The 16304-nt window shown below is 68.9% G+C and carries 14 protein-coding genes and 1 tRNA gene; 6 read left to right on the top strand and 9 right to left on the bottom strand.

Annotated features, from left to right (window positions below; translation table 11 throughout):
• Positions 1-14: 14 nt before the first annotated feature.
• A complete protein-coding gene (locus ACFYO0_RS34485) occupies positions 15-479 on the bottom strand; it encodes a CBS domain-containing protein (protein WP_388684063.1) in 465 nt (154 codons plus the stop codon).
• Positions 480-654: 175 nt separating this feature from the next.
• Here ACFYO0_RS34485 and ACFYO0_RS34480 point away from each other — a divergent pair, with 175 nt between their 5' ends.
• On the top strand, positions 655-1728 hold the full coding sequence (locus ACFYO0_RS34480; protein ID WP_388684061.1) for a PucR family transcriptional regulator: 1074 nt from the start codon (positions 655-657) through the stop codon (positions 1726-1728).
• A gap of 399 nt (positions 1729-2127) precedes the next feature.
• Here ACFYO0_RS34480 and ACFYO0_RS34475 read toward each other — a convergent pair whose 3' ends face one another.
• Positions 2128-3633 (bottom strand): SulP family inorganic anion transporter, encoded by a 1506-nt coding sequence (locus ACFYO0_RS34475; protein WP_388684058.1) that lies wholly within the window; start codon positions 3631-3633, stop codon positions 2128-2130.
• A gap of 412 nt (positions 3634-4045) precedes the next feature.
• Here ACFYO0_RS34475 and ACFYO0_RS34470 point away from each other — a divergent pair, with 412 nt between their 5' ends.
• A complete protein-coding gene (locus tag ACFYO0_RS34470) occupies positions 4046-4456 on the top strand; it encodes a MerR family transcriptional regulator (protein WP_388684056.1) in 411 nt (136 codons plus the stop codon).
• 235 nt (positions 4457-4691) lie between these two features.
• On the opposite strand, the gene ACFYO0_RS34465 is transcribed toward ACFYO0_RS34470, so the two are convergent.
• Positions 4692-5090 carry a hypothetical protein gene (locus ACFYO0_RS34465; protein WP_388684054.1) on the bottom strand — a complete coding sequence of 133 codons (399 nt, stop codon included), beginning with the start codon at positions 5088-5090 and terminating at the stop codon, positions 4692-4694.
• A gap of 134 nt (positions 5091-5224) precedes the next feature.
• Between ACFYO0_RS34465 and ACFYO0_RS34460 the strand changes: the two genes are divergently transcribed.
• Positions 5225-5902: a CDP-alcohol phosphatidyltransferase family protein gene (locus tag ACFYO0_RS34460; protein ID WP_388684051.1), complete on the top strand. Its 678-nt coding sequence runs from the start codon at positions 5225-5227 to the stop codon at positions 5900-5902.
• Between the two features lie 437 nt (positions 5903-6339).
• Here ACFYO0_RS34460 and ACFYO0_RS34455 read toward each other — a convergent pair whose 3' ends face one another.
• From ACFYO0_RS34455 to ACFYO0_RS34445, 3 genes are all read right to left on the bottom strand, one after another.
• Entirely contained in the window at positions 6340-6801 is a 462-nt protein-coding gene (locus ACFYO0_RS34455) for a CBS domain-containing protein (RefSeq protein WP_388684049.1), read from the bottom strand.
• On the bottom strand, positions 6788-8029 hold the full coding sequence (locus ACFYO0_RS34450; protein WP_388684046.1) for a cation:proton antiporter: 1242 nt from the start codon (positions 8027-8029) through the stop codon (positions 6788-6790). The genes ACFYO0_RS34455 and ACFYO0_RS34450 overlap by 14 nt, the downstream gene beginning before the upstream one ends.
• A gap of 220 nt (positions 8030-8249) precedes the next feature.
• On the bottom strand, positions 8250-9380 hold the full coding sequence (locus ACFYO0_RS34445) for a site-2 protease family protein (RefSeq protein WP_388684449.1): 1131 nt from the start codon (positions 9378-9380) through the stop codon (positions 8250-8252).
• 598 nt (positions 9381-9978) lie between these two features.
• On the opposite strand from ACFYO0_RS34445, the gene ACFYO0_RS34440 reads away from it, so the two are divergent.
• A complete protein-coding gene (locus ACFYO0_RS34440) occupies positions 9979-11571 on the top strand; it encodes an alanine/glycine:cation symporter family protein (protein ID WP_388684044.1) in 1593 nt (530 codons plus the stop codon).
• Between the two features lie 36 nt (positions 11572-11607).
• Here the strand turns inward: ACFYO0_RS34440 and ACFYO0_RS34435 are convergent, their stop codons facing one another.
• A complete protein-coding gene (locus tag ACFYO0_RS34435; RefSeq protein ID WP_388684041.1) occupies positions 11608-13281 on the bottom strand; it encodes a PucR family transcriptional regulator in 1674 nt (557 codons plus the stop codon).
• A gap of 710 nt (positions 13282-13991) precedes the next feature.
• Positions 13992-14065, bottom strand: a tRNA-Pro gene (locus ACFYO0_RS34430).
• A 139-nt stretch (positions 14066-14204) separates the two neighbouring features.
• On the opposite strand from ACFYO0_RS34430, the gene ACFYO0_RS34425 reads away from it, so the two are divergent.
• Together ACFYO0_RS34425 and ACFYO0_RS34420 are read left to right on the top strand one after the other, a co-directional pair.
• Positions 14205-14906, top strand: a complete 702-nt coding sequence (locus ACFYO0_RS34425) for a transketolase (protein WP_388684038.1) — start codon at positions 14205-14207, stop codon at positions 14904-14906.
• Between the two features lie 41 nt (positions 14907-14947).
• Positions 14948-15865 (top strand): transketolase family protein, encoded by a 918-nt coding sequence (locus ACFYO0_RS34420; protein ID WP_388684035.1) that lies wholly within the window; start codon positions 14948-14950, stop codon positions 15863-15865.
• An 18-nt stretch (positions 15866-15883) separates the two neighbouring features.
• Here the strand turns inward: ACFYO0_RS34420 and ACFYO0_RS34415 are convergent, their stop codons facing one another.
• Positions 15884-16243, bottom strand: a complete 360-nt coding sequence (locus ACFYO0_RS34415; protein WP_388684032.1) for an MmcQ/YjbR family DNA-binding protein — start codon at positions 16241-16243, stop codon at positions 15884-15886.
• Positions 16244-16304: the final 61 nt, after the last annotated feature.

The following is a 16304-nucleotide window of genomic DNA, read 5'->3' as shown; positions in this document are numbered from 1 at the left end:
GCCCGGCGGGCGGGTCACGCCGGCGTGCCCTGCCGGAGCCGCTCCAGGAGCCGGGTGGCGGTGACCGCCCCGACAAGCCGGGGCGTACCGTCGGGATTCGTGTCCATCACGGCCACGACCGGGGAGCCGGTACGGGCCATCAGCTCGGCGATCTCCACGATGGTGCAGTTCGGGGTGACGGAAAACGGCTTGGGGCGGCCCAGGCGCAGGCAGTCGGACACCAGCCGTTCAGGCGCGACGCACAGCCGGTCGGCATACCTCTCGTCGATGATCCGGGCGAGCAGTGGGTCCTGTGTGAAATAACGCGGCAGGCAGTCGTCGATCAGCTGCTCCGCTCGCAGCACGCCGACCGGCTGCCCGAACGGGTCGAGCACCAGCAGGGCCGGCAGCCGCTGCTCCACCAGGAGATCGGCAGCGGCGGAGAGGGGGTCCCCCAGCCCTATCGAGGGGTAGGGCTCGGCAAGGTCACGTGCGCGCATGGAGACTCCCGGTCGGTCGTCGTGCCCGTGGCGGGAGGAGGTCATACCCGACTGTGCCGAGTGCATCCGGTTCGCGCGCGACCGTCGACGGACAACTGGTACTGCCACTCCTTGCCGACCCATGGCAAAGTGACCGTAAATGCGCAGCCTGCTGGGGGTAAAGGGGTGGTCCGCGATGACCGTCAACGGCGAGTCGGCCGGCGCCCACGCAAGAGGACACGAACTGGACGACGCCGATCGCGCCCGCCTGCACGCGCTCGCCGCACGCGCGGCCGACGACGGCGTCCCGCTGCGCGAATTGATCGAGACCCACCTTGACGGGCCGTGGCACGCCTGCCTGTCAACGACGGAGCAGCAGGAGATGGGCCCGACCGCGCAGGCCGCGACACCCACCGAGGTGCTGCGCCTCATGCGAGACGTGGCGGTCGCCCTCACCGAGGGCTACGAAAGCGCGCACCACGTCGCGATCCGCCGTGAGGAAGAGATTCGCCGCGCCTTCGTCGACGGACTGCTGTGCGCCCCGGGCGACCTCGGCCGCCTGGCGGAGCAGGCCCATCGTGTCGGCTTCCAGCTCACCGGGCCACACCGGGTCGCCGTGGCCCGGGCGAAGACGCCGTACACCGCCGTGATCCCGGCTACGCGCTATGTGGAGGAGGCCATGGCCTCCTACCGGGACGGACCCGGGTGCCTGGTCGCGGCGAAGGACGGACTGCTGATCTGTGTGTCCGCGGGGAACGACGGGGCTGCCTGCGAGCACTTCGCCGCAGCGGTCCGCCGATCGACAGCGCGGCACCCCCAGATCGTCATCAGCCGTCCCCGCCCCGGGGCGAACGGCGTCGTCCGCTCCTACCACGAAGCCCGCGAAAGCCTGGACCTCGCAGACCGGCTCGGTGTGCCGCACACCGTGATCCACGCGTCCGACCTGCTGGTGTTCCAGGTCCTGGGCCGGGACCAGGCAGCCATCACCGACCTCGTCGCCACCGTCCTCGGCGGTCTGGAGCAGGCGCGCGGAGGGCCCGCACCACTCCTGAACACGCTCACCGCGTACTTCGACAGCGGCTGTGCCCACACCGCCACCGCACGACGCCTCGGGCTCAGCGTCCGCGCCGTGTCCTACCGCATCGCCCGGGTCCGCGCGCTGACCGGCTACGATCCAGCGCTCCCCGACCAGCGTTACGCGCTCCAGACCGCCACCCTGGGAGCCCGCCTGCTCAACTGGCCTGCACAGCCCCTGCGCCCCTTCGACTGACCCGCTTTCCAACCGCCGGCTCGGGATGGCTCCCACCTCGGTGGGCCCCCGGTGCCGTGGCGACTGCAGCTCCTTGGGGAGTGCTGGTCACCCGACGGGCGATGCGTGAGCGGACGGCGCGGCACCAGAATGGATTCAGTGGCAGGCACGGACCAGCCCGCCGCATACGCCAGGCTTTGCCCGAGCACGCGGAGCACGTGCTCGAAGATCCCGCCTTCGCCGCCCTCACCGACACCGAGGCTGCAGGCCACGATCTGGAACGGCTCCTCAAGCAGGCCGCCGACCAGCGCTGAATCGAGTGGTGGTTGGGCGTTCTGTTCGTAACTCTGCGGCAGACAGGGCGAGGGCCGCCGCGGACGCTGGTGGGGCCACGGCGGCCCTCGTGGGTGTGACAGTCGGTCAGTGACTGCCGGTGAGTTCGCCGCTGAGCTTTTCGTGGATATGGGCGCTCGGCTTGTTCAGGCCGATGATCTCGACGGTCTTGCCGCGTTGGGCGTACTTGGTCTCGATCGCATCTAGTGCGGCGACGGAGGAGGCGTCCCAGATGTGGGCGGCGCTCAGATCGATGACGACCTCGTCGGGGTCGGTGGCGTAGTTGAACTGGCCGACGAGGTCGTTGGAGGAGGCGAAGAACAGTTCGCCGGTCACGGAGTAGACCACGCTGCTGCCGTCGGGGTCGGTGACCGCCGTGACGTTCGCGAGGTGGGCGACGCGCTTGGCGAAGATGACCATGGCGGTGATGGAGCCGACGACGACGCCGATGGCGAGGTTGTCGGTGGCAACGACGCAGGCGACGGTGATGACCATGACGGCGATCTCCCCGGTCGGCATCCGCTTGAGGGTCTTCGGGGCGATGGAGTGCCAGTCGAAGGTCGCGAACGACACCATCACCATCACCGCGACCAGGGCCGCCATGGGGATATCGGAGACGGCCGGCCCGAAGACGATGCACAGCACCATCAGGAAAGAGCCCGCCAGGAAGGTGGACAGGCGGGTACGGGCGCCGGACACCTTCACGTTGATCATCGTCTGGCCGATCATCGCGCAGCCGCCCATGCCGCCGAAGAAGCCGGTGACGATGTTGGCGATGCCCTGCCCGATCGACTCTCGCGTCTTGGAGGAGTGCGTGTCCGTGATGTCGTCGACCAGCTTGGCCGTCATGAGCGACTCCATCAGGCCAACGAGCGCCATCGCGAGCGCGTAGGGAGCGATGGTGGTGAGGGTGTCCATCGTGAATGGCACGTCCGGCAGGCCGGGCACGGGGAGGGAGGAGGGCAGCTCGCCCTTGTCGCCCACGGTCGGCACCGCAATGGCGGCGGCGACCGTGATCACGGTGAGGGTGACGATGGAGACGAGCGGGGCCGGGATCACGGTGGTGACCTTCGGGAAGAACACCATGAGCGCCAGCCCGGCGGCGATGAGCGGGTAGACGGGCCAGGGCACGTCGTGCATCTCGGGCACCTGGGCCATGAAGATCAGGATGGCGAGGGCGTTGACGAAGCCGACCATTACGCTGCGGGGCACGAACCGCATCAGCTTGGCGACGCCGAGCGCGCCGAGCACGATCTGGAAGACGCCGGCCAGGATGACAGCGGCGACCAGGTAGCCCAGGCCGTGCTCGCGGTTCAGTGGAGCGATCACCAGGGCGATGGCGCCGGTCGCGGCGGAGATCATCGCGCGGCGCCCGCCGACGATCGAGATGGTCACGGCCATGGTGAAGGACGCGAACAGGCCGATGGCCGGGTCGACCCCCGCGATGATCGAGAACGAGATCGCCTCGGGGATCAGCGCGAGCGCGACCACCAGACCGGCCAGGACCTCGGTGCGCCAGACCTTCGGGTCGGACAGCCAGTCAGGGCGCAGGCCGCGCAGCCGCGCGGCTGGGGACAGTGCGGACGTAGACAAGGAAGGTACCTGTCGTGCTCGGGCACGCCCGGCATCACTCGGGGCGTGCGGGAAGGCGCAGGAAGGCCGGGCCGGCCATCCGCGAAGCCCACGTACGGCGGGCTGAAGTCAGAAGGAAGCAGCGGCCGAGATGGAATCTGCGGGGCTGCTCAGGGGCGAAGGATCACGGCGGGCAGGCAGCGGCGCTGGACGGCATGGGCATGCGCACGCTCTCTCCTGCAGGCATCGGTCTTCGCCGGGGGCATCGTCGGCCCCGACACGGCAAACGGTCACGGGACCGATCCATCCCGCACCATGGGAGCGGGGGCGGCACGGAGCCGACCCCGGCGATCGCCTACTCTACCTTAACGTTACGGTAGAGATCGACGTCGGCCGCCTGTGGCCTTGGCGACAGATGAGGAAGGGCGCCCGCGTGAGCAGCGAGCACATGCAGATCGGCGAGGTCGCCGCACGGACCGAGCTGTCGCTGCGCACCATCCGGCACTACGAGGAGACCGGCCTGGTCATCCCCTCCGCCCGTTCCCAGGGCGGCTTCCGCCTCTACACCGAGGCCGACGTGGCCCGCCTGATGGTCATCCGCCGTATGAAGCCGCTCGGCTTCGCCCTGGACGAGATGCGGGATCTGCTGGAGGTGACCGACCGCCTCGACTCCGGTGAGGAGCTGACGGCGGACGAGCGGGAGACCCTGTTGGAGCGCGTCCGCGGATACGAGCAGGGCGCCGCCGAGCAGGTGGAGAAGCTCCGCACCCAGCTGGCGCGGGCCGAGGAATTCACTGCCACGCTGCGCGAGCGCCTGACACGGGACCAGGCCGCCGCAACCTGAGAAGCCGTCCGGTCAACCAATACACCGGCATCCGGACGACAAAGGTCCCTGGGGAAGCCGGGGCCGGGCAGGAAGTACATCGCGGCTCCGGCCCCTGTGAGCATGGCGGCGACGGCCGCGGGGGCGGTGCCGATGCGTCGTTCGGACATGCGGTTCCTCATCGTGTGGGCGGGCTTGGCGGTGGGCCAAGGGCGGTGGGCGGCCTGGTGCAGGAGGTGGGCGATGAGTGCTCCGATCAGCACGGCCCGGGCCACTGCGGCGGGTCCGGCCTGTGACCATCCGGGCAGAACGGTGGCCGCGGCCGCGACGGCTCCGGCGGCCGGCGTGCGGAGGTCGTTCGTGAACGCCCACTGCCGCTGCCCGGCCTGCGTAGCTCGCTGATCGCGGTTCTGGGCGGCGGTGACGGTGCCGAGCCGCTCATCGCGCGCGTGGCCCGGCCCAGATACGGCTGGGCGATGACGTCGAACACCAGCTCACGCGGGGCCGCGATGTCGACGGTCTGCGGTCCCAGCGGCCGGCGGCGCCGTCCTGCTCCGACGTCCAGAGGAAGTGCCCCGGTCACCAGCCCCAGATACCCGGCCGCCGCACCCGCGCCCGCCATCGCCGTCGCCACCAGAGCGCCGATACTCACCATCGCCCAGACCTCTCCACGCGTCCGTCCCTTCTCACCGACGCTAGGCTGGGCATGCCCGACGATCAGTGGGCGTGCTCACCTGCCTTTGGGCGCGTCGGCCCCTACGCTCAGCGCCATGATCACGTGGAGGATGGATGAGCGTGGAGTCCGTATCCGATCTGGCCGACAGCCGCGCCGCTACGAACCTGCTGCTCGCCGAACTGCGTGAAGGGCACCTCGCCTCGGCAGCCGTCGCACGCTTCCTTGGGCACGCGGCCCGCCGGTCACTGCGTCAGGCCGCCCGACGACCGCGGGCGCTGGCCGAACTCACCGCCCTGCACGGCGCCCTGTACGCGCTGGCCGCCGGCAGGCGGCCCGGACGGCGCTGGGTGACTGCCAGTTGGGTGCTGGCCGTCCTGCACCTGGGGCTGCTGGAGAAGCGCACCCGTCTCGCCGCCGCGGACGCCTTGACGCTGGTGCGCGCCAATCTTCCGGCCCTGCCCGGCGGGGCCGACCGCGTCTCCGGGTTGCTGGCGATCGGCCTCGATCTCGCCGACGGACGCCTCGCCCGCCATCAGGGCACGACCTCCCCTTTCGGGGAGTACGGCGACACCTTCGCCGATGCCGCCTACTGGATGTGGCTCACCCTGCGCCACGAACCCAGCCGCACCGTACGCGTGGCGGCGGTCGCCGCCTGGGCGCTCCCCGTCGCCGCCGTCACCGGCCTCGCGCTGTACCGCGGCACCATGCCCGAGCGGCCCCGCCCCCTCCTGTTGCGGCCGGCCGCCGCTCTTCAGGCCGTCGTTGCGCTGCGGCACCTCACCCGCCGCTGACCGCCCCGGTCACTCCCCGGTGTCTGCGGGCGGGTCCGGCTCCGGTGTGTCCTCCACGCGCGCTCCGGGTGTTCACCTCGGCCCATGCCGCATCGAGGTCTGCGCCGAGTGGCCCATGGGGAGGTGGAGGCGAGGGCGGGCCGACGTGACCGGGCCGCCGTACGTACGCCCCGAGGCGCCCGCCTCTTCGCGCCGTCGTCAGAACGGATATCTCCCCTCGTTCCGCTCCGGACGCAGCCACCACGCAAGCCATGCGGGTGGCCGGGCCACTTCGCCGGCCCGAACCCGACAGCTCACCTCGCAGGCGGCCAAGCGAAGGTGAAGGTTGCCCATGAGTGCGACGTAGAACGGCCCTCAGGTCTCGGGGGCTGTTTCCGGTTCCAGCGGTGGGAACGGCCCAGGATCCGCTCGGATCGCTTCCCAGCTGTGCCAGCCGTTCATGATCCTCCGGTGAAGTGGTTCAGCACAGCGTCCGTGGTGATCGCGCCGATCAACGTGGGCTTGTCACCGTCGCGTTCGACCACTGCGACGACCGGGGTGTCCGTGCGTGTCATGAGGGCTGCGATCTGCATCGGCGAGGCGTCCGGCCCCACCACGGGAGCCGCGTGCAGGTGGCCGCGGGGCAGCCACTCGGCCACCGACTGTCCGGTCATCGACTGCCGGGCGTCGTCGTCGAGCCGGTCGTCGATCACGGCGGCGAGGACTGGGTCCTCCTGTACGAAGTCGGGGACGAGGGTCTGGATGATGCGGGTGGCCGGCACGATCACGTGCGGGTACTCGTCCCGGTTGAGGACCAGCAGTGCCGGCAACCGCTCGCGCACCACCAGGCGGGCCGCGTCCCGGGCGTCGTCGTCGACCGACACGGTGGGGTATGGCTCGGCCAGTTCATGGGCGCGCATCGGCGTGGGTCTCCTTGGGTGGGGTGTCCGTGTCCTCGCGCTTGTCCGGGATGCCGGCGAGGTCGTCGACGTCGAAGGCGCGGGCTATCGGTACGTCCGTGGAGCTGTGCGCGATGATCGAGAAGGCGATGCAGACGGCGATGAGGGTGAACGCCTCCTCGGCCTGCGGGATGCCGGACTGCAGGACCAGGAGTCCGTAGACCACCGAAGCGAAGCCCTTCGGACCGAACCAGGCCGCCACCAGCCTCTCCTTGCGGGAAATGCTCGTGCCGATCAGCGACAGCAGCAGCGAGGCCGGGCGGATCAGGACAATCGCCAGGACCACCGTCACGTAGCCGCCGAACGACAGGTCGCCGAAGAGCTGCGGTGTCAGCAGTGCGCCGAAGACCAGCAGCGCCGCGAACTTCGCGAGCTCCGCCAGCGCCTCGCCGAGCGGCTCGAAGGATTCCTTCGCCTCCGGCGAGACATGCGCCAGGACCGCGCCCGCCGAGAAGGCGGCGAGGTAGGGGTTGGCGTGGGTCAGGTGGCAGGCCCCGTACAGGATGATCCCGGTCGCCAGCGGCAGCAGCGGCTGCAGCTTCGGCTCCGCCCCCAGCAGCCGGAAACGCACCAGCCAGTTCACGAGGAGCGGCAGTGCGACACCGAAGACCAGGCCGAGCAGCAGTTCCACCGCGATCTTCGAGCCGGAGGCTTCCGCGCTGCCGGCCGCCGGGCCGGCGGCGGCGATCAGGATGAGCACCACCGGGAGAGCCAGCCCGTCGTTGATGCCGCTCTCCACGTTCAGCAACTGCCGTAGTTTCGCCGGGACTTCCTTACGACCCACGATCGCCGAGGCAAACACCGGGTCGGTCGGTGCGAGTACGGCGCCCACCAGGAAGGACGTCGTCCAGTCCAGGCCCACCAGGAAGTGAGTGACGAGAGCCATGAAGACGAACGCGAGCGGCATGCCCAAGCCCAGGGCGCGCGCCGGGTTCTTCCAGTTGGCGCGCAGCTTGGCGAAGGAGACGTGCATGCCGTCGGTGAACAACACCGCGAACAGCGCCAGATCGGCCGTCGCCGCCACGATCTCGCTGTCCGGCGTGATGTGGATCAGACCGAGGAAGCCGTCACTGACGATCGCGCCGCCGACCAGGAAGAGGAAGGACGTGGAGAGCACCGTCCGCGCCGCCAGGCCGGACAACAGCACCGCCACCAGCAGTGCGGTACCGAACACCGCCACGAGCACCATGACGGTCACCCCCGATCGGAAGAGAGATTGATCCCCTGCTCGCCGACCAGGCTTCCCGGCACACCGTGGGGAACCTTACCCGGTCTTGACGCGTCCTTGATAGATCGCTAATAGCGCACAACAGGCCGTGCGATGTTGCCGGTTTCTGGCAATTTTCAGGGGCTCCGGGTGCCGCACGGCAGAGCGAGGATTCAGCTCGGTTGGCGAACTGGCGGGGTTCTCAGCCCGGCCCTTTCCTGCGTAGCTGGTGTCGCTGGGTCAGGCGCATGATGTCGTGCGCGGTGACGATGCCCGTGAGGCGCTGGCCGTCCAGGACGAGGATGCGCACACCACCGAGTGGCTTGAGCTGCTTGAGGGCGTCCTCGAGCAGGTCGTCCGGCGCACAGGTGGTGCACTGCCCGAGCGGGGATGCCGCGTCGCGCAAGCGCGAGGTCTCCCGCTGTGCCACGGGAATCTTCGCGAGTCGCGGCAGGTCGAGCAAGCCGCTGGGACGTCCCTCGAAGTCGAGCAACGCCAGCGTCAAGTGGCGGGCGGTCATCGCCGGACCGTCAATGAAGTGCTGCACCGTGATCCAGTCAGGGGCGGTCTCCACGGGACTGGACATGGCGTCAGCGGCGCGCAGCCCGCCCAGGGCGGTGGCCAGAGTTGCCTGCCGCCGCTCGGCATTGGCGACGATCACGATGAAGAAGCCGATGAGGACCAGCCACAGTCCGCCCCATGCGCCTCCGAGAAACGCGACCCATCCGAGGGCGATCAGCAGGATGCCGAGGATCTGTCCGCTGCGGCCGGCTGCCCGTTCGGCCCGCTCCCGGTCTCCGGTGCGCCGCCACATCAGGGCCTGCACCACCCGTCCGCCGTCGAGCGGCGCGGCGGGCAGGAGGTTGAACACCCCCAGCAGAAGGTTCGCCCATCCGAGCCATACGAGGACGGCCGCGGGTACCTCCCAGCCGAGTCCCGCGTCCAGCCCTGTCCCTGCGCCGAGCGCCGCTCCACCGATGCCCAGGCTGGTGAGCGGCCCGCTCACGGCCACGAGGAGGGCCCCGTTGGGGGTGGGCGGTTTACCCATCTCGGTCATGCCGCCGAGGGCCCAGAGGGTGACGGTGTGGACGGGGATGCCCTTGCGTCGGGCCGTGATCGCGTGTGCGGACTCGTGCGCCAGCAGACTCAACAGGAGCAGCAGGGCGCCGACGAGCCCGGCGACTGTGTAGGCGGTCGTCGACCGTCCCGGGACCAGGTCGGGGAGCGTCCGATCGACCAGGCCGTAGCCGAAGAGGAATACCAGCAGCGGGACTGACCAGTGGATGCGCAAGGGTGCCCCGCTGACTCGTCCGATCCGTAGCGAGCTGCTCATCATTGTCACGACCGAACCTGCACGGTGTTCTCGCTATTGACAGTGTCGCCCCGTGGTCGGCGAACGGCACTGGGCGCATACGGACGCTCGGAGCGAGACCCTCGGTGACGGCGGAGGACCATCGCGCGTCGCGGTCGCCCTGACCGTCAACCGCTGATCCGGCCAGTGGCGGGACCGGCTCGTGAGGCCGGTGTTGAGGGAGGTGCTCGAGCGGTGGCGCAGGGGTGAGCCCACGAACCACCTCAAGGTCCCGCGCCGGCACCAGGTCTTCCTCGCCGTCTGAGTGGTCGGCGTCCTGCTCGTCGGCTTCGCGCTGGCTCCCTGGACGGGGCCTGCTCCCCGACCAGCGTCCGTATCCGCTCCTGTCCCCCCGACAGATGGTCGTGTGGCCCTGTTCATGGAGAGCGCGTCTGCGTGGACGTCGTACGGAATCTGCCGACGGCAGGCGTGACGGACCGATTGACGAACCACTGGCCGGTTCTTTGGCCGATCGCACCGGGACCCCGCCTGTCGGCACCCCCTACGGTTTCCCGACATGTGAAGCCCCGGTCCGGGGCTTGCCAGCGTCGGTGTCGCCGGGCTGGAGAAAGGGATCACCATGGCTCGGATTGATGAACTGGGGCCTGCACTCGCGAGTGTCCAGTTCCAGGCCCAGGAAGCGGAAGAGGGACTCCTGGGGACGATAGAGAAAAACATCAACTCGTTCTTCGACCCGGTAGCCACCGGACTCGGCGATTTCGTGTTCGCGGAAGTGACGGTCTTCGGAACCGCCTTCCCGTGGATCGTGGGGTGGCTCGTCGTCGCCGGCCTGGTCTTCACCCTCTACTTCGGTTTCATTCAGGTGCGCGGGCTCAAACTGGCCCTGCAGGCTCTCCGTGGCAGGCACAGCAAGCCCGACGACCCGGGGGAGATCACCCATTTCCAGGCGCTGACCTCGGCCGTGTCCGGAACGGTCGGCCTCGGCAACATCGCAGGTGTGGGTGTGGCGGTCACCATCGGCGGCGCGGGTGCCACCTTCTGGATGGTGCTCTGCGGCCTGCTCGGCATGGCCTCCAAGTTCGTCGAGTGCACGCTCGGTGTCCGCTACCGCGACTACCACCCCGACGGCTCGGTGTCCGGCGGCCCCATGCAGTACCTGCGCAAGGGAGTCGCGGAGAAGCTGCCCGGTACCCTCGGGGCGGTCACCGGCAAGACCCTCGCCGGGCTCGCCGCCGTCATGGTTCTGCTCTTCGGCCTCGGCGGCGGCAACATGTTCCAGGCCAACCAGACCGTCAGCCAGATCCGTAACAGCACCGGAGGCGACGACGGCCCGCTCGCCGGCGACGGATCGGCGCTGATCATGGGGATTCTGCTCGCCGTTGTCGTCGGTGCCGTGATCGTCGGCGGAATCAAGTCGATCGGCAGGGTGACCAGCCGCCTGGTCCCTTCGATGGCCATCGTCTACGTGGCCGCCTGCCTGATCGTCATCCTGTTCAACATCACATCGGTGCCGGCTGCGTTCGGCGCGATCTTCTCGGGAGCCTTCTCCGGCGAGGGCGTGGTCGGCGGTGTCATCGGTGCCCTGATCGTCGGCTTCACCCGTGCCGCGTTCTCCAACGAGGCGGGGCTGGGATCGGCACCCATCGCGCACTCCGCCGTGAAGACGAAGTACCCGGCCACCGAGGGTCTCGTCGCGCTGTTCGAGCCGTTCATCGACACGGTGGTCATCTGCACGATGACCGCACTGACCATCGTCATCGCGGACACCGGGTTCTGGAACGAGGCGAAGGCGGCGTACGTGGCCGACGGCACGTCCGTGGACGGCGTCACGGTCACTTCCACCGCCTTCGAGACGGTACTTCCCTGGTTCCCGCACGTCCTCACTGTGGCGGTGGCGCTCTTCGCCGTCTCCACCATGATCACCTGGGCCTATTACGGCCAGAAGGCGTGGTGCCACCTGTTCGGCAGGAGCAGGGTCAGCGAGCGCGTCTACCAGCTGATGTTCTGCGCGTTCATCGTGATCGGTGCGGTGCTGAGCTTCGGCAGCGTGCTTGCGTTCACCGACGCCGTACTCTTCCTGCTCGCGCTGATCAACATCATCGGCCTCTACCTGCTCGCCCCCTTCGTCAAGAAGGAGCTGGCACGTTTCCGGCAGTCGCTGCACTCCCGCGATGACGCCAGGGAACCTGCCGCCGCGGAAGAAGCCGTGTAGCGGTCGACGAGAGGCGGTGAGTCGCTGGAGACCGGATCAGTGCCCGTGCGCCACGGGCACTGATCCGGTCTCCAGCAGCAACTGCAGGTGGGAGAACAGGCACTGGTGTGGATCGGCGAAATCGATCCCGCTGATCGCGTTCGCCCGCTTCAGGCGGTAGCGCAGGGTGTTCGTATGAATGTGGAGGAAACGGGCCCCCGCGCGCACATTGCCCAGTGCGCCGAGATAGGAGAGTACGGCCGGTACGAGGCCGGTGTCGTGCTCCGCGTCGTACGCGACGAGAGCGGTGATGCGGGGGTCCCTCAGGCGCGGGTTCTTCTGGAGCAGCGACAGAGTCTCCCTGACCAGGACTTCCGAGCGTACGTCGGCAATGGTGGCCACGTGCCGTTCCCCGCCGGACATCAGGATGTCGAGGACGCAGTCGGCCTCGGCTTTCGACTCGGCGATCGACTCCAGGCCACCGACCGCGGAACCGACAGCCGCGCGGACATCGAGATGCAGGCGCTGTTCGGCCGCCCGCACGATGTCACCGGCCAGGCCCAGCGCGATGCTCTCGGCGGAATGCTCCGGCAGGCCCGGCAGCAGCATGTAGACGCGAGGGGAACCACTGGTCACCAGCGCCCGGCGCCGGTATGCGGCGGCGTGAACGGAGATCAGGCTCGTCATCACCGACCTGTGCAACTCGAACCTCGGACGGTCGGTCCCGGCATGGGCATCCGCGTCGGCCCCGGCGCCAGGCAGGCTTCCGTTCAGGGCGAACACCGTGACCACCGCCGGCTTCCCGAGGTCCACACCGATGTTGTCGGCGAAGGTACGCGGATCGATGTGCCCGTCGAGCATCCGGCTCAGCAGACTCTGCTCCAACTGCAGGTCGGCGGTCGTACCCGTACGCCGACGGACGAGATGCAGCGCTGCCGCCCGGGCAGCGCCGATCAACGCGGCGTCGGCGCTGTCCGCCAGCTTGTGTCTGCCCTCCTGTACCCAGATCGACCCCAGAAGCTGTGAGTCGACACGGATGCCGATCGCCAGCCGCCTCCTGATTCCCCGTTCCGGGTGCTCGTCGATGTGCACGACGTCGTCACCGGCGCGCAACCGTTCGAGAACACCCCACTGGCGCAGGAGATCGAGGTATTCGGCCGGGCCTTCCCACCCAAGGATCGACCGCCGACGCAGCTCGTCCACCTCGTCGTCCGACCGGGAGTAGGCCAGAACCCGGTTGGTGCTGTCCTCGATACTGACGATGCCGTCGGTGAGGGCCGCCACCGTCTGGGCCAGCGCGAAGAGTTCCGCCGACTGACCGGCCTCCGGCACCACGGCCACACGCGCGTCGTCGACAACACCTCTGGCCGCGGAGTCGAGCTGCCCCCAGCGGACCTCAGGGCGCACACCGAGCGTGGCAACGCCCGTCTCGGTGGCGACACGCTTGAAGTCGTCGAGATCATCGTTGTGGTCGATCTTGACAGCCACCGCGGCAGCGCCCTGGTGCGCCACCGCGCGTATGAGGCGGAGTGCTCTGCGGCCTCGGGCGCCGATGATCAGTACGAGTGCTCCGGGGCAGGGCTCTGGCTCGTCGTCGGGATCCAGGATCACCACGTTCTCGATCCCGACGTTGAATCCGGCGGGGGTGGCAACCAGACCGATGGTCGGCTCGCCGAGCGCCAGCAGGAGCTGCCGCATGCTTGCGCCGCCGGTTCTGGCTGCCTGCTCCACGGTTACCACCTGATTCGAACAAAAGCGGATCAATGGAATCTTGCCGATAAATCTGGCGGGCTGCGATGGTCAGGTGTCCCCCCACACAAGGCACACCGCGGCCGCGGCGAGCAGCACCAGTTCACCTGCCGGTTCGGTGCGCAGGGCCTGCGTAATTGCCGTTTGATCCGGCCAGGGCGGAAGTCCGAGGAAGGGGGGCGGTCACGGCGGGCTGTGGCCATCGGGGCGGATCTCCGGGGTATCGGCATGTCGGGCACACGATCCATGGACGCCGACCAGACTTCCCGGCACACCCCGCGCCTTCTTGACGCGTTCTTTGCACTCTATCGCGCAGGGACCGCATCAGCACAGGCTGCTTCACCGCAGGCCGTACTGGTGGACCACCCGGCTCAAGCGCGAAGCCGACCAGGGCACCGAGCACCCGGCGCGGCGATGCGGACTGCGGCTTGCGACTCTCGGTTTCGGCACATCGTGCTGGCAGGGGGTGGCCCCCGGGCCTCGTCCTTCGCAAGGAGCGGCCCCAGTCCCGCAGGAAACCCCGACCAGGTCTTCGACAGACCCGCGGTCATCTTCTCCAGGTCCAGCAACGGCATCTTCGCCGACCTCCGAGTAAAGGTACCGATGAGCGGCGTGCTCAACCCCGAAGACCGGAACCGGCCCATACGAAAAGGGCCCTCACAGGCTCTCGCCTGCGAAGACCCTTCGCACCGTCGGGACGACAGGATTTGAACCTGCGACCCCTTGACCCCCAGTCAAGTGCGCTACCAAGCTGCGCCACGTCCCGATGCCCGCTGTGACCTGGGGTTTCCCTGATCGAACGTGCATGGAAACAATACCGCACTCGGACCGGTGGTCGCGCACTCCTTTTGCGTCGGGCGAAGCCACTTGACCTCAATCTTGCTTGAGGTTGCACGATCGTCGGCATGACCAAGACAGCGGAACGGCGATACACGTACGAAGACCTCTCCGGGCTGCTGAGCCTGATGAGCGGGGATGAGAAACACGGGCCCGCAGCCACGTCCACCCTTGACGCGCTCTGGGTGCTCTACGACCGAGTCCTGCGGGTCACGCCGGAACGGATGGACGATCCGGAGCGCGACCGGTTCCTGCTCTCCAAGGGGCATGGTCCGATGGCGTACTACGCGGTGCTCGTCGCCAAGGGTTTCGTACCGGTGGAGTGGCTGCCGGGGTTCGGCTCGTACGCCTCGCCCCTCGGCCACCATCCGGACCGAGTTCTGGTGCCGGGAGCCGAGATCGGCAGCGGTTCGCTCGGACACGGACTGCCGATCGCAGTCGGTACGGCGCTGGGACTGCGGGCCCAAGGGCTGCACGAGCCCGCCGTGTGGGTACTGGTCGGGGACGCCGAACTGGACGAGGGCAGCAACCACGAGGCGATCGCGTACGCCGGGCCTGCCGGGCTCGACCGGCTGCACACCGTGGTGATCGACAACTCCTCCGCCGGCTATGCCCTCCCGGGCGGGATCGCCGCACGGTTCGAGGCCGCGGGCTGGTCCGTCGAGACCGTCGACGGTCGGGACCACGAGGAGCTGTACGAAGCGTTCACCGCGCCGCATCCCGGTCGGCCTCGGATGGTCATCGCCCAGGTCGAGCCCAAGTCCGCCTGAGATCCAGATCCCTCAACCAGCACCGGAAGGGCAATTCCGACATGGACACCATGCGTGACCGCTTCGCCCCCGTAGTCTCGCGGCTGCTCGACGAGGATCCTCGCGTCGCGGTGGTTCTCGCCGAGATCGGTGTGGCCGAATTCAATGAGACCCGGAGCCGGCATCCGGACCGAGTGATCAACGTCGGCATCCGTGAGCAGCTGCTGGTCGGAGCGGGTGCCGGCCTGGCGCTGACCGGGCTGCGGCCCGTAGTGCACACCTTCGCGAGCTTTCTGGTCGAGCGGCCCTTCGAGCAGGTCAAGCTGGATCTCGGGCATCAGGGCGTGGGCGCCGTGCTGGTCAGCGCCGCCGCGTCCTTCGACTGGCCCGCGGGCGGATACACCCATATGGCACCCGGCGATGTGGCGCTGCTCGACACACTCGACGGCTGGACCGTACATGTCCCTGGTCACCCGGACGAGGCGGAGACGCTGCTGCGGCACGCGGTCGCGGCGGGCGACGACAAGGTCTACGTACGGCTGTCGGTGCAGTCCAATGCGGAGGCCCTGCCGGTCGACGGGTCGCGGTTTCTGGCCGTTCGCGAGGGGCGCGCCGGTGTCGTCCTCGCCGTCGGTCCGACGCTGGACGCGGTGCTCGCGGCCACCGAGGGGCTCGATGTCACCGTGTTGTACGCGACGACCGTACGGCCCTTCGACGCGACCACGCTGCGCCGAGCCGCCGAGTCGGCCGGCACCGATGTCGTCCTCGTCGAGCCATACCTGGCCGGTACCTCGACGTCCGCCACGAACGACGCCCTCGCGGACCTTCCGCACCGGGTGCTCGGCCTCGGCGTCGGCCGCCGTGAGCTGCGCCGATACGGGCAGATCGACGAGCACGTGGCCGCACACGGACTGGACGCGGCTTCCCTGCGGGAGCGGATCGGACAGTTCCTGAGGGCCGGAGCGAGCGCCCAGTCGTGATCGGCACCCACAACGCCCTCAGTCGGCCGCCGGAAGGCCCAACTCCGGGTAGGAGTCAAGAAGTCGGGACGGCGCGGCCTGGCGCCAGGAGTCCGCGAGGATGTCCCGCAGCTCGTCGTCGTCCTCGAGTGCGGCGAGCCGGACGCGCACCCAGGCGAAGCCCGCCTCGTGGTCGGCGATCCAGAACTTCCCGGGCTCCGCCAGGACGAGTTCGTCGCGCTCCTCCTTCGGGCAGCGCACGGCGATGGACGTCTCCTCCTCGGGCAGTGTGGCGAACATCTTCCCCGCGACCCGGAAGGTGGGCATGCTCCACGCGATCTTCTCCGTCGTGTCCGGCAGGGAGAGGGCAATACGGCGTACATCTTCTGCGTCCGGCATGACTCGCACCGTAGCCAATCCCACTGACATTCACCTGCTGAGCCGAGTTCAAGCCAAGGCC

The sequence above is a fragment of the Streptomyces sp. NPDC006365 genome (assembly GCF_042870755.1).
Classification (GTDB): domain Bacteria; phylum Actinomycetota; class Actinomycetes; order Streptomycetales; family Streptomycetaceae; genus Streptomyces; species Streptomyces xiangluensis.
Note: the sequence above shows the minus strand (reverse complement) of the source record. Positions and strands in the feature narration are given on the sequence as shown.